The organism is Chryseobacterium shigense (assembly GCF_014207845.1).
GTDB classification, from domain to species: Bacteria; Bacteroidota; Bacteroidia; order Flavobacteriales; family Weeksellaceae; genus Chryseobacterium; species Chryseobacterium shigense_A.
In genome coordinates, this window is the sequence record NZ_JACHLC010000004.1 from 242,934 (window position 1) to 255,620 (window position 12,687).

General features: G+C 39.0%; 14 protein-coding genes. 5 read left to right on the plus strand and 9 right to left on the minus strand.

Annotation, left to right across the window (positions count from 1 at the left end; all coding sequences use genetic code 11):
* Nucleotides 1-8: 8 nt before the first annotated feature.
* The gene (dinB, locus tag HNP36_RS15960; protein WP_184165854.1) at nt 9-1,103 is read left to right on the plus strand and encodes a DNA polymerase IV; all 1,095 of its coding nucleotides are present in this window, start codon (nt 9-11) and stop codon (nt 1,101-1,103) included.
* Nucleotides 1,104-1,153: 50 nt separating this feature from the next.
* Entirely contained in the window at nt 1,154-2,626 is a 1,473-nt protein-coding gene (locus HNP36_RS15965) for an alpha-amylase (RefSeq protein ID WP_184165857.1), read from the plus strand.
* 26 nt (nt 2,627-2,652) lie between these two features.
* Here the strand turns inward: HNP36_RS15965 and HNP36_RS15970 are convergent, their stop codons facing one another.
* The gene (locus HNP36_RS15970) at nt 2,653-3,990 is read right to left on the minus strand and encodes a carboxylesterase family protein (RefSeq protein ID WP_184165860.1); all 1,338 of its coding nucleotides are present in this window, start codon (nt 3,988-3,990) and stop codon (nt 2,653-2,655) included.
* A gap of 183 nt (nt 3,991-4,173) precedes the next feature.
* Complete coding sequence (locus HNP36_RS15975) at nt 4,174-5,076, minus strand: helix-turn-helix domain-containing protein (protein ID WP_184165863.1); 903 nt, start codon at nt 5,074-5,076, stop codon at nt 4,174-4,176.
* Nucleotides 5,077-5,209: 133 nt separating this feature from the next.
* Here HNP36_RS15975 and HNP36_RS15980 point away from each other — a divergent pair, with 133 nt between their 5' ends.
* Both HNP36_RS15980 and HNP36_RS15985 read left to right on the plus strand, forming a co-directional pair.
* Nucleotides 5,210-5,614, plus strand: a complete 405-nt coding sequence (locus tag HNP36_RS15980) for a cupin domain-containing protein (protein ID WP_184165966.1) — start codon at nt 5,210-5,212, stop codon at nt 5,612-5,614.
* 27 nt (nt 5,615-5,641) lie between these two features.
* Entirely contained in the window at nt 5,642-6,697 is a 1,056-nt protein-coding gene (locus tag HNP36_RS15985) for an NAD(P)-dependent alcohol dehydrogenase (protein WP_194304148.1), read from the plus strand.
* 54 nt (nt 6,698-6,751) lie between these two features.
* Here the strand turns inward: HNP36_RS15985 and HNP36_RS15990 are convergent, their stop codons facing one another.
* The gene (locus HNP36_RS15990; protein ID WP_184165867.1) at nt 6,752-7,111 is read right to left on the minus strand and encodes a winged helix-turn-helix transcriptional regulator; all 360 of its coding nucleotides are present in this window, start codon (nt 7,109-7,111) and stop codon (nt 6,752-6,754) included.
* A gap of 79 nt (nt 7,112-7,190) precedes the next feature.
* Between HNP36_RS15990 and HNP36_RS15995 the strand changes: the two genes are divergently transcribed.
* Complete coding sequence (locus HNP36_RS15995; protein ID WP_184165870.1) at nt 7,191-8,075, plus strand: NAD(P)H-binding protein; 885 nt, start codon at nt 7,191-7,193, stop codon at nt 8,073-8,075.
* A gap of 76 nt (nt 8,076-8,151) precedes the next feature.
* Here HNP36_RS15995 and HNP36_RS16000 read toward each other — a convergent pair whose 3' ends face one another.
* From HNP36_RS16000 to HNP36_RS16025, 6 genes are all read right to left on the minus strand, one after another.
* Complete coding sequence (locus HNP36_RS16000) at nt 8,152-9,435, minus strand: ectonucleotide pyrophosphatase/phosphodiesterase (RefSeq protein WP_184165873.1); 1,284 nt, start codon at nt 9,433-9,435, stop codon at nt 8,152-8,154.
* 182 nt (nt 9,436-9,617) lie between these two features.
* A complete protein-coding gene (locus HNP36_RS16005; protein WP_184165876.1) occupies nt 9,618-10,403 on the minus strand; it encodes a T9SS type A sorting domain-containing protein in 786 nt (261 codons plus the stop codon).
* A 3-nt stretch (nt 10,404-10,406) separates the two neighbouring features.
* Nucleotides 10,407-10,934 carry an ankyrin repeat domain-containing protein gene (locus HNP36_RS16010; RefSeq protein WP_184165879.1) on the minus strand — a complete coding sequence of 176 codons (528 nt, stop codon included), beginning with the start codon at nt 10,932-10,934 and terminating at the stop codon, nt 10,407-10,409.
* Entirely contained in the window at nt 10,931-11,476 is a 546-nt protein-coding gene (locus HNP36_RS16015) for a YceI family protein (protein WP_184165882.1), read from the minus strand. Before HNP36_RS16015 ends, HNP36_RS16010 begins: the two co-directional genes overlap by 4 nt.
* A gap of 12 nt (nt 11,477-11,488) precedes the next feature.
* Entirely contained in the window at nt 11,489-11,839 is a 351-nt protein-coding gene (locus HNP36_RS16020; protein ID WP_184165885.1) for a hypothetical protein, read from the minus strand.
* A 1-nt stretch (nt 11,840) separates the two neighbouring features.
* Nucleotides 11,841-12,683, minus strand: coding sequence for a DUF5777 family beta-barrel protein (locus HNP36_RS16025; RefSeq protein ID WP_184165888.1), 843 nt, complete (start codon nt 12,681-12,683; stop codon nt 11,841-11,843).
* Nucleotides 12,684-12,687: the final 4 nt, after the last annotated feature.

Sequence of the window (12,687 nt, forward strand, 5' to 3'; positions counted from 1 at the left end):
TTTGCGGTATGGATTCTTCTTTTCCCATCCGCAAGATTATTCATGTTGATATGGATGCGTTTTACGCTTCTGTGGAACAGCATGACAATCCCTCGCTTAAGGGGAAACCCATTGCTGTAGGAGGAGAACACCGGGGTGTGGTTTCGGCAGCAAGCTATGAAGCAAGAAAATATGGCGTACGTTCGGCAATGCCCAGTAAAACAGCTAAGGAAAAATGCCCGCATATTATTTTTGTTCCGCCCCGCTTTGCCCGGTATAAAGAAATATCAAGACAGATCCGTGAAATTTTTCACGAATACACTGATCTTGTAGAACCTCTTTCTTTAGACGAAGCTTATCTTGACGTTACCGAAAATAAGAAAGACATAGAATCTGCCAACCAGATTGCCAAAGAAATCCGTCAGAAAATATTTGAGCAAACCGGATTAACTGCTTCTGCAGGGATTTCAGTAAATAAATTCCTGGCAAAAGTAGCTTCCGATATCAATAAACCAAATGGCCAGAAAACCATTCACCCTGACAGAATTGAAGGCTTTCTTGAAGAGCTTCCGGTTGAAAAATTTTACGGTGTAGGAAAAGTTACGGCTAACAAAATGTTTAGTTTAGGAATTTATAAAGGAAAAGATTTAAAGAAAAAGACCATTGAAGAACTTGTAAGGCTTTTTGGAAAGTCCGGGAGCTATTATTACCATGTTGTTCGCGGTATTCATAATTCTGAGGTAAAACCTCACCGGATCCAGAAGAGTGTTGCTGTGGAAAGAACTTTCTTTGAGGATCTTTTTGATGACCAGGCAATCAACGAAAAACTGGAACACCTGAGCAAAGAACTTCATCAGAGATTACAAAAGAATAATATTCTGGGCAGGGCTTTAACCTTAAAAATTAAATATAAAGATTTTTCTCTTTATACCAGAAGCTTCACAAAGGAAGAATACTTTACTTCCGCCGAACAGTACTTCAATACCGGGAAAAGACTTTGGGAACTCAGGCCTTTTGACAAACCTGTAAGATTATTGGGACTTTCTCTCTCCCACCTCAACACCGAAGAAAAAAAACAGGTTTCCATTCAACTAAAAATTCCGTTTGAAGAATTTGAACGCTGACGGGTGGAAAATTTTCACTATCTTGTAGAAAATCAACCAAATTACAGCCTATGAATGCAACGATGATTCAATTTTTCCACTGGTATTCTGAAGGAAACGGAACACTATGGAAAGAAGCAGAAAAGGAGGCTGCCCACCTGGCAGAATTAGGAATCACTTCGGTATGGTTTCCTCCTGCTTATAAAGGGGCAAATGGCGGTTACTCGGTAGGTTACGATGCTTATGATCTGTACGATCTCGGAGAATTTGACCAGAAAGGAAGTATTCCTACCAAATACGGGAGTAAGGATGATTACTTAAATACCATTAAAGCTTTAAAAAAACAGAATATTGAAGTTATAGTGGACATTGTTTTGGGACATAAGGCAGGCGGTGACGAACTGGAAAAGTTTAAAGCTGTAAAAGTAGACGAAAACAACAGGGAAAAAGTGATTTCCGATGTCATTGAGATAGAATCCTATACCCAATTCACATTTCCCGGAAGAGAAAAAAAATATTCTGATTTTGAATGGAATTTCACCTGTTTCAGCGGCGTGGATTATGCTGAAGGAATGGATTCACACATTTTTAAGATCCAGTCCGAATACGGAAACGACTGGGAAGAAATGATTGATGATGAAAAAGGGAATTATGATTACCTGATGTATAACGACATTGAGCACCGTAACCCTTTTGTACGGGAAGAATTAAACAGCTGGGCAGAATGGTATTTCAGCCTGAGCGATTTTGATGGAGTAAGGCTCGATGCCTTAAAGCATATCTCATTTGATTTTTATAAGGAATGGCTCACCATGCTCCGTTCCAATTCAGGAAAAAACATTTTTGCGGTGGGAGAATACTGGGCTCCCGGACAGCTGAATCTTCTTCAGAAATATATTGAGGTTACGGAAGGATGCATGAGTCTTTTTGACAGCTCGTTGCAGAATAATTTCCATACTGCTTCAAGGGAGGGAGATTCCTATGATCTCCGGAGAATTTTTGACCAGACTCTTACCCAGGCTGATCCAATGCATTCCGTAAGCCTTGTAGACAACCATGATACGCAGCCTCTCCAGGATCTTGAAGCTCCGGTAGAATTATGGTTTAAACCGCTGGCATATGCACTTATTTTGCTCCGTGAAAATGGTTATCCATGTGTATTTTACCCGGATCTGTATGGTGCCCGGTATGTTGATAAAGGCGGAGATGGAAATGATCAGGAAATTTTCCTTGAGAAGGTGGATGGCATTGAAGAACTCCTTAAAGCCAGAAAAGATCATGCTTACGGAAACCAGCGGGATTATTTTGAAGATGCCAACTGCTTAGGCTGGACACGTGAAGGAGATGATGCGCATTCCGGATGCGCTGTGGTTTTAAGCAATAAAGAGGCTTACAACAAGCCTATGGAAATGGGGAAACAGCATGCTGGCAAAAATTTTAAAGATTTACTTAAAAGGTTTGAGGAAACTGTAATGATTGATGAAAACGGCTGGGGAAATTTTCCGGTTCCTGCAGGAAATGTAAGCGTCTGGATTCCTGAATAACTTTCTATATTTTGGGCATCTGCTTTTTAAAAGCTTATTTTCCGGATTTTTAAAATGTCCGGCTTTTCCGAATCATCAGAAATATTTCCTGTTCTGGCAAATTCGGCCCAGATTGCTCTTAATTTCTTTCCATTTTCATTGATATATTCCCACGGAATATCTTTCAGCATCTCTGAGGATTTCCAGGCAGATTCATTTCCGAAAATCAAAGGAAGATCAATACAATGCGGTGCCCCGATACGGCTGCTTTCTGATCCTGAATGAATTCTGAACAGATAAACATTTCCTCCTGCTTTTGCATAATTTTCAGCGAAAATTTTTGCAGGAATTCCATAGATGAGCTCCGTAGTTTTTTCAACTGTTTTATCCATGATTTTTAATCCAAGACCTTTTCCAAAATATTTATTCAATGCGTCTGAGGTTTTAAGATAGAATGCTGTTTCATTATTATTAAGTCCGATCAGTACATCATATTTTTTGGCATTTCCCTTCCATTTTTCTATAGATTCTTCTTCCCTGCATAAAGGTGGATAGCCATACTGAATACCAAAAGGCATGGCAGCTTTCAAACCATATTTTATGACAGACGGCACATATTTTTTGTATTCCTCCATCATTTTAAAAACATCGGTTTCGGTTTTAAGCCCCTCTGTTTTTTTGAGAAATTCCGCAGACATTTTCTGCCTTTTATGACGTAATCCTAATGGCGCACTCTGGATAATCACTCTTTGAAACAAGCCCTCAACACCTTCGGAAATCATAAGATGGGCAATGGCATCACCACCCGAAGACTGGCCTAAAAGGATAATATTCCCTGCATCACCTCCAAATTCTGAAATATAATTCCTGATCCATTTTAATGCCTCTATTATATCAAACAGTCCTAAATTTGGTGGTATTTCACCGCCTCCCAGAAAACCGAAAAGTCCAAGCCTGTAAGATACAGCAACCACAATAATCTGTTGTTCCCTTACCCAGTCGCTGGGATCAGAGGTAGGAAGGTCACCACATCCTATCTCATGGGAACCACCGTGAATCCAGACTACAACTGGAAGCTTTTCATTTTCTGTAAAGCTGTCAGGACGGAAAACCGAGAGATATTGTGTTGATTCATCCGGTTCAAAATTTTCAATATGAGTGGGACCAATCATTTTTTCAGCCAGCGGACTGATAGCCTGCGGGCAAACAGGAATTTTATCCGGGAAAATAATTTCTGAAGAAGGCTGTTCTGCAACAGGTTTCTGAAATCTTTCAGAACGGGCATACCGGATACTTTGGGCTTTAATAACGCCTCTGTTTTTTAGTGCAATAACTTTCCCGAAAGAAGTCTGAAAAATGTGGGTTGTGGTCTGCTCAACAGTCATTTTAAAAACTTTGAAAAATTTTATCTATTAAAATTAATTCAGTTTTTTGAAATAAGGAAATTTTCTTTGCTAAAAATACAGTAAGTTTAAACACGAATGTCACTAATTTTTAACACTAATTTTCACAAATAAAAAGTTGTGATATTTGTGAAGAACATTAGTATTATTTGTGTTTTTAAATGATCAGTTTAGAGTTTTATATTCGCTCGGGGAAACTCCTACTTTAGTTTTGAATAATCTTGTAAAATGCTGGGGATATTTAAACCCAAGGTCATAGGAAATCTCACTGATTGATTTTGACGGATTCAGGATCTGTTCTTTGGCAACATCAATCAGCTTATTATGAATAAATTCCTGAGCGGAAACTCCTAATTCTTTTTTGATCAAATCACCGAAATAATTGGCAGACAGGTTCAGTTTTTCTGCAAAATAGTTAACCATCGGGAAACCAATATTTTTGGGGTTGTCAGATTTTAAATAATCATCCACCAGATTTTCAAATTTCCCGATAACGCCCTGATTTACATGGTCTCTTGTAATAAACTGACGGTCGTAGAAACGCATACAGTAATTTAAAAACAATTCAATATTGTTTACAATTAGCGATTTGCTGTGTTTATCGATAGACTGTTCAAGTTCAAGCTTTATATTCTTAAAACATTCCAGTACAATTTCTCTTTCTTTTTCCGAAAGGTGCAATGCCTCGTGTACGTCATAGGAAAAGAAGCTGTAATCTTTGATATTTTTGCCAAGATTGGTTCCTTTGATAAGATCCGGATGAAAAAGCAAAGCATATCCGCCCGGCTGCACAAACTTTCCGTCGTTCGTCACTCCGCTTACCTGTCCGGGAGCAATAAAAACCAGCGTTCCTTCCTGATAGTCGTAGCTGTGTTTTCCGTAATGCATATCACCGCAGATCACATCTTTCAGAAAAACGGTATAAAAGGTATAGGTTCTTTTATATTGGCAGATGGGATCAGATTTTGCAAAATCTACCACACTTACCAGCGGATGCAGGGTTTCATGATTCACCATTTTATTGTAATCTGAAACGCTGTTTACTTTTTCAACTTCCTGATCTTCCATTGACTGTCTTTTTAAGCTTATTCAAAATTACCATTTTCCTGCGACCTTTTTTATAGTGTCTGTAAAATTGGTAAGTATTTCGGTAATCTGTATAAGTGGTGTTTATTTAAAAGTATCGACTTTTGTAATCATTATGGAAACATGGAATACACCTATTTTTTCAAAAGGGGAAAAAGCTCCTGAAGCTTATTTTTCCGGAGGAACAGCCTGGGTTCAGATTTTGAAATCTAACGAGGATGAGCTGAACTACCAGATCGGAAATGTTATTTTTGAACCTGGCTGCAGAAATAACTGGCACTTTCATGGAGGTGGCCAGATTTTAATCGTAACTTCAGGGACGGGAGTTTATCAGGAGAAAGGAAAACCTGCACAGGTTTTACGTCCGGGAGATGTGGTGAATATCCTTCCGGGTGTTATCCACTGGCATGGAGCATCTGCCGATAGTGAATTCACGCATATTGCCATTAATCCGAATACTCAAAACGGTATTGTGGAATGGCTGGAGCCTGTAAGTGATGAAGAATACAGCAATTTATAACTGAACTTAATTAAATTAAATAAACCAATGAGCACAATCACAGTAAAAGCCTACGGGGCTGAGTCTACCACGGCAGACCTGAAAGAAATAAGTATTGAAAGAAGAGAAGTAACTTCAAAAGATGTGGAAATTGAAATCCTATACTGCGGAGTCTGCCACTCTGATCTTCATACGGCAAGAAATGACTGGGGCGGATCTTTGTATCCTGTAGTTCCGGGGCATGAAATTGTAGGAAGAATTACCAATGTGGGAAGTGAAGTTTCCAAATTTAAAGTGGGTGATCTTGCCGCTGTGGGATGTATGGTAGATTCATGCGGGCATTGCAACAGCTGTAAAGAAGATCTGGAGCAATACTGCCTGAATGGGTTTACAGGAACCTATAACGGGCAAGATAAACATTTAGGCGGTCATACTTTTGGTGGATATTCCCAGAAGGTAGTTGTGGATGAACATTTTGTTTTAAGCGTACCTGAAAACCTGGATCTGGCTGCAGTAGCACCACTTCTGTGTGCAGGTATTACTACATGGTCTCCATTGAGACACTGGAATGTAGGGCCAGATTCCAAAGTTGCAGTTGTAGGATTAGGCGGATTAGGACATATGGCGATCAAATTAGCAAAAGGATTAGGCGCAGAAGTGACTTTATTCTCAAGAACTCCGGGAAAAACGGATGATGCCAAACAGCTTGGCGCGGATCACGTTGTTATTTCTACCGATGATTCACAGATGGATCATGTAAAAGGAAAATTTGATCTTATCATTGATACGGTTCCTTATGAGCACGATATCAATCCTTATATGCAGACGCTTACCCTGAACGGGACTTTAGTTCTTGTAGGATTTGTAGGTGAGTTCCAGGAAACTGAGGTAAGTACAAGACCAATGATCTTCCAGCGCCGTTCTGTTGCAGGATCTCTAATTGGTGGTATTGCCGAAACACAGGAATTACTGGATTTCTGCGGAAAGCATAATATTGTTTCAGATATTGAACTGATCAAAATGGGAGATATCAACCATGCTTATGAAAGAATGCTTAAGAGCGATGTAAAATACCGTTTCGTTATAGATATGCAGTCTTTGTAATTCTCTGTACATTTTAAAACATAAAGGCTGCTCTTTCGGGCAGTCTTTTTTATATTAATACATTTTTTTCATATCCTGAAAGGCCCACTCTGCCATTGCATCAATTACCGGAGCTAATTTGAGGCCTGCTTTACTCAGTTCATAAGTAACATGTGGCGGAACCACGGGTTTTGCAGTCCTGATAATCAACCCATCCGCTTCCAATTGCTTAAGATGCTGGATGAGCATTTTTTCCGTTACTTCCGGGATGGCTCTTTTCAATTCGCTGTACCTTTTCTCTCCTGTTGAAAGATTAAACAGGATAATGGGCTTCCAAAAACCACCTATTTTTTCCATTACATACATTACAGGGCACTGCTCTAATATGCTTTTCCTGTTTTGCTGGATGGTGGAAGTTTCTTTAATGGCTGTCATAATACATACTTTAGGGTAAGTACTTGTATAAAAGTAAGTGCAAATATAACTTTGTATCAGGAAATAAACAACATTTACTATGAAAATTATTGTAACAGGTTCTTTAGGGAATACAGCAAAGCCGTTAGCAGAACAATTAATTGCAGAAGGCCATGATATTACGGTTATCAGCAGCAGTGAAACCAGAAAAAGTGAGATTGAATCTCTGGGGGCAAAGGCTGCTATCGGTTCTATTACTGATGTCAATTTTTTAACTAATACATTTGAAGGTTCAGATGCGGTATTTGCAATGACACCGCCAATTATGGGCGAAACCAATATTGTTGAGAATACAGCTAATGCAGGGAAAAATTACGCTGAAGCTATTGCAAAGGCAAACGTAAAAAGAGTTGTTATGTTAAGCAGTGTAGGAGCTGACTCTCCTGTTGAAAACGGTCCGATCAAAGGACTGCATCATATTGAAAAACTGTATGGTGAGCTTGAAAATACTTCGGTAACTTTTTTAAGGGCAGGTTATTTCTACATCAATTTCTTCAATGATATTCCGCTAATTAAAAATTCAGGAATTCTTGGAGGAAATTACCCTGACAATATACATATTCCATTAGTACATCCGGTTGATATTGCCAAAGCTGCTGCTGAAGAGCTGGTAAAAACCACAACAGGTAAAAATATCCGTTATATTGTAAGCGATTCGCGTACACCTGCAGATTTTGCAAAAGTTTTAGGCAACGCTACGGGGAACCCGGGATTGCCGTGGGTGGAATTTACAGATGAGCAATCTTTTGAGGGAATGTCACAGGCCGGTCTTCCAAAAGAAATGGCTGAACTTTATGTTGAAATGGGAAGAGGAATGAGAACCGGTGTTGTTCAGAAGGATTTTATTGAGCACGGATCTCCGGTTGACGGTAAAACTAAATTAGAGGATTTTGCCAAGGAGTTTTCTAATGTATTCCAATCTTAATGCATTTGATCCTTCTATTATAAAAATGTTTCGGCGCACCTGCGGTGCGCCGAAACATTTTATTTTTAAACCAAATTTATTTTTTCTCCTTCAAAGTTTCTTTTAAAACCTTCAGTTTTCCATCAATGGGCTGATCGATTTTCAACCCTAAGATTTCAGCAACCAGAGGATAAACGTTAATGTTAGCAAATTCATCTATAACCAGATTGTTTTTGAATTCAGGTCCCCAGGCATAGAATGTGGCTTTCATTTCGGGAACTATTTTCGGGTTATAGCCGTGTTTTCCTACGGATGTTTTCTTATCCTTTTCCAGAAATATTTTCGGAGCTTTTGGAATAAGAAGGATTTGCCCGATCCTGTCATATCGGTCATCTCTTGTCGCAAAATGCAGATATTTAGGCAGTTTTTTATCCAGATATACTTCGTAATCATTTGTTTTATTGGATTTCAGCTCTTTATAAACAGCTTTAACCTCAGCCGGATTTTTAACATATACTCTGAGCAGGGTCTGGGAATTGTAAAAATCAAACCTGTTTTTATCCAAAAGCATGGCAGGAATTTCCAGCGGCGCTCCTCCATCTACCTTTATCATTCCATGATCGGAAACAAAAATAAAGTTTACATTTTTCAGTCCAAGGTCATTGACTTTCTGAACAAGTTCTCCAATTGCATTATCAACCAAATGAACTGCATTTTCCGTTTCCGGGCTGTCCGGTCCGTAATGATGTCCGCTTCCATCCACTTCCGGGAAGTACAGGGATATAAAATGCGGTCTTTTTTCTTCAGGCAGTTTAAGCCAGTTAATAACTTTCTCTACTTTTTCGGAGGGCTTAAATTTTTCATGGTACGGATAATAATAGGAAGGTCTCATTCCTCCCGCATTGCTTGCAGAACCTACCCACATCAGGGAAGCTGAAACTACCCCCTGCTTTTCAGCCAGAGCCCAAAGCGGAGTTCCACCGTACCAGGTTCCCTCTTCAGCATTCTTCTTATTGTTCATGGCATAGGCCTCTTTTCTTTTATAGTCGTAGAAAAAATTATCGATCAGCCCGTGATGGGATGGGTAAAGTCCGGTAATCAGGCTCCAGTGATTGGGAAAAGTAATACTTGGATAACTTGGGATCATAGCTTGCGCCTGAACTCCTCCTGCCGCCAGTCTCAAAAGATTTTCTGCATTGTATTTTTTAGCATAGTCGTAACGGAACCCATCTGTAGATATCATAATCACATAAGGTTTCGTCTGGGCTTCCGTATTATTCGTACGGCCTGAAATGACTACCTGAGCTGTATCAATATTTGTCTGCTGGGCACAGATGGCCAAAGAAAAAAACAGCAGCAAAATTTGTATTCCTCGCTTCATTTTCAATTTTTTGGCAAAGTTACGGCCTATATTATTCACGTAAAAGTTTATGAGATTAAAAGTATATTAAAACAGATCAATTTTTAGAATATCCTTTCTAGTCAGGCTTTAAATTCATACATAAAAAAATACCTCTGACATCAGAGGTATTTAAAAGACTATTTTATAATATTTATATCCTATTATTCTTTGATCAGTTTTTCATAAGACAGGTTTCCGTCTTTCAGAGTGATCTCAAAATAATAAATTCCAGGCTTCAGATCTCTGACATTGATGTTTTCTCCTTCAGGTTTTACGGATCTTACTTTTCTTCCGGCAGATTCATAAATATCAATGGCTTTTACCTTATCCATATTTTTTATGCTTACGGTTTCTTTGGCAGGATTTGGATAAAGAACAACTTTCTTACTTGCTGCCTCCGTCTCATTCACTCCCAATACTGTGGTAAAAGATGCAGTAGCATATCCTACATTAGCGGTTCCTCCATGAGGGGCTACTGTTGTGGTTGCAGTAGCCGGTCTTGGTCCGGCAAAACTGATGGAATTCGTGGTGGCATAAGGCATTTGATAATCATTAGTATCTGAATTCGTCAAAGCTCTCGTTAAAGTAAGTGTTCTTATGGAACCGGCAACAGCATCACTCACTATAGTCCAGTCCTGTGAACTGTCTAATGGAGGCTGCATTGTTCCTGTAAAATTCCTGTCCGTTAGTTTTGGGGTGGTAACGGCAGAATAAACTACAGCATCTCCTGCTGACATGCTAAATCCTGCGCTAACGCCAATCCCTAGACCAAACCATCTGTCAGACGGACCTTTTAAAACCAAAGTTACTTTAGATGTTGCATTATCCAGAGTAAAATTTGCAGTGATCCCGTTATTGGGGGATAATGGTACGTCACCTGTGGTTTTTTGCTGCGAAATGCCCAAAAAGCCTGTTAATAAAAAAGAAAAGAGTACAATGTTTTTCATATGTTAATTTTTTAGTTGGTTGATCAGTTCTGAATTTTTTGATAAAACAGCATATTCGAAAGCTGTATTTCCCTGTTTGTCTTTTAAGCTTTTATTGGCTTTATATTTCACAAGAAGCTTAACCATTTCTATATTTCCCAGTTTGGAAGCAAAAATAAGCGGTGTGGTTCCCTGAGAATCTGCTGTGTTGATATCTGACTGATGATCCAACAGCTCCTGAGCCAGCTTTAAATCACCTTTATAAACAACTGCCATAAGCGCAGTTCCCATTGAAGAATTATAATTGATGTCTTTTACTTTATCCATCAAAAAATCAGCCACTTCTGTATTTCCTCTGTAACATGAAAGGATGAGGGGTGAAAAGCCATTTTCATTGGTTTTGTTGATGATATCCGGGTCCTGTTTCATAAGATCTTTTACTTCGGTTACGGTTCCGCTTCTGGCAATATCAAATATTGATTTTACTTTTTCCTGTGCATGCATAGTAGAAAGGCACAGGAAAATACTTATGATGAAGATGATCTTTTTCATTGCTTTGTCATTACATAGTTGTATTCTACATTTACACTTTCCGCGATCTTTTTGGTTACCATTTTCGGTATGGTTACTTTGTGATCGGCAGGTTTTGCCACAAAGCTTCCCTGCATATAGATTTTTCCGTCTTTGGTATAAACGGCAGCTGCGGAAGAAACAGCCTTATCTACTCCGTGGAAATTAAGGGTTCCCTGAACGGTATATTTCTGCGGTGAGGCTGTAAGTTTTGTTTTGTCAAAATTGACGATCTTACCTTTAAAGGTCGCCTTAGGATATTTTGCTGTTTCCGCATAACTTTCATTGAAGTGTTCTTCCATTAATTTGGTTTTAAAATGAAAGTTCTTCACTACAGAAACTGAAGCCATCTCACCGTTATCCGTATTCAGAACAACAACATTACTATCATCTTTAGCATACACATCTTCGAACAGCGGTACGGATGCCTCGAAAGATACGCTGCCTGTTTTGGAACTGTATTTCTGGGCTGAAACAGAGCCTGCGAAAAACAGTATACTACTTATTAATACTAATTTTTTCATATCGGATATTTTTTAATTTTCGGCAAGCCCATCGGCTTTCCATTTGAGGAAGGTGTTAATCTGTGCCTGGGATAATGCTCCGCCCTGGGGCATTTTTTCCGGATCTCCATTGGCTCTCTGAATTCTGTCCAGGATATTATCTATATTATTTTTTACCTGATTATAGTTTGTCCACGGCTGGAAAGAAGCAGCTCCTCCGGGAGAATGGCATACAATGCAATTGGCATCAATAATAGGTTTTATATCCTTCGTATATTTTACCTGTTCTGTAATGGGTGTATGGTCTGAAATTTCTTCATAGGTTCTGCTTTCACAGGAAATAAGAAGGACAAAGCCTGTTAATATGCATATTATCTTTTTCATCTTAAAAAACTCTGTAAAGGTTAAACCCAAAGAAAATCTGTCCTTTTCCCCATTTTCCTACCGCATTGGAGAGATATCCTATGTCTGAATTGATCTGGGAATTCGTGAATAAAAGCTGGAAAACATGTCCTCCGGTTTCTATATCCATCCCCAATGAAAGAGGATTTTTATAGAAACTGTGATTATCGAAATTCACAAAATATTCTGCATTTACAGAAATTCTTCTGGAAATTTTATAGCGGCCTCCTAAGCCGGTCAGAAATTGGTTTTTATCTTCAATAGCCGGATCATAAAGGTTTTTATGGATGTATGAAGGAGACAGCTGCAAAGAAAACTTATCATTGAACCTCCTGGAGATTAAAGCCTGGGTAAGATAAGAAAGCCTGTCGCCAAATTTAAGGTGCGGATAATTGTCTTTATCCAGGTCTGTATTTAAAGCCATTACGTTATAGCCTACAATATCTGCCGGAAAATTTTCTGTTTGCTTTACGAACTTGTATTTTACAGCACCTTCGAATGTTTTCATATTGGTTTCCCTGGAAAGGCTGACTGAAACATTGTCCGTAACACCATAAATGACCCCTAATTTGGTGGAAGCATCATCTAGCCCGAAAAAGTTTTTAAACCCGGTGCTTATATCTCCGAAACGGTGGGCCACAACAATATACCACTCATTTTTAGCAGAGAGTTTTGTGGATTGTCCCGTAACAATCTGTAAGGCTTTAAAGGCGGGCTGTGAATTTTCTGTAGTTGTTTTGAGGGTGTCAATATCTTTCAGCAGATCTTCCTGCGCTGAAGCAAGACCTGAAGCCAGTACCGACAAAAATAAGAGAGTTTTTGTCATATAC

What these genes read in the sequence shown, in the direction of transcription:
- HNP36_RS15990 (WP_184165867.1), bottom strand. Translation starts at nt 7,111, where the DNA reads ATGACAGCCATTAAAGAAACTTCCACCATCCAGCAAAACAGGAAAAGC.
- HNP36_RS16015 (WP_184165882.1), bottom strand. Translation starts at nt 11,476, where the DNA reads ATGAAAAAATTAGTATTAATAAGTAGTATACTGTTTTTCGCAGGCTCT.
- HNP36_RS15965 (WP_184165857.1), top strand. Translation starts at nt 1,154, where the DNA reads ATGAATGCAACGATGATTCAATTTTTCCACTGGTATTCTGAAGGAAAC.
- HNP36_RS16020 (WP_184165885.1), bottom strand. Translation starts at nt 11,839, where the DNA reads ATGAAAAAGATAATATGCATATTAACAGGCTTTGTCCTTCTTATTTCC.
- HNP36_RS15970 (WP_184165860.1), bottom strand. Translation starts at nt 3,990, where the DNA reads ATGACTGTTGAGCAGACCACAACCCACATTTTTCAGACTTCTTTCGGG.
- HNP36_RS16000 (WP_184165873.1), bottom strand. Translation starts at nt 9,435, where the DNA reads ATGAAGCGAGGAATACAAATTTTGCTGCTGTTTTTTTCTTTGGCCATC.
- HNP36_RS16005 (WP_184165876.1), bottom strand. Translation starts at nt 10,403, where the DNA reads ATGAAAAACATTGTACTCTTTTCTTTTTTATTAACAGGCTTTTTGGGC.
- HNP36_RS15975 (WP_184165863.1), bottom strand. Translation starts at nt 5,076, where the DNA reads ATGGAAGATCAGGAAGTTGAAAAAGTAAACAGCGTTTCAGATTACAAT.
- dinB (WP_184165854.1), top strand. Translation starts at nt 9, where the DNA reads ATGGATTCTTCTTTTCCCATCCGCAAGATTATTCATGTTGATATGGAT.
- HNP36_RS15995 (WP_184165870.1), top strand. Translation starts at nt 7,191, where the DNA reads ATGAAAATTATTGTAACAGGTTCTTTAGGGAATACAGCAAAGCCGTTA.
- HNP36_RS16025 (WP_184165888.1), bottom strand. Translation starts at nt 12,683, where the DNA reads ATGACAAAAACTCTCTTATTTTTGTCGGTACTGGCTTCAGGTCTTGCT.
- HNP36_RS16010 (WP_184165879.1), bottom strand. Translation starts at nt 10,934, where the DNA reads ATGAAAAAGATCATCTTCATCATAAGTATTTTCCTGTGCCTTTCTACT.
- HNP36_RS15985 (WP_194304148.1), top strand. Translation starts at nt 5,642, where the DNA reads ATGAGCACAATCACAGTAAAAGCCTACGGGGCTGAGTCTACCACGGCA.
- HNP36_RS15980 (WP_184165966.1), top strand. Translation starts at nt 5,210, where the DNA reads ATGGAAACATGGAATACACCTATTTTTTCAAAAGGGGAAAAAGCTCCT.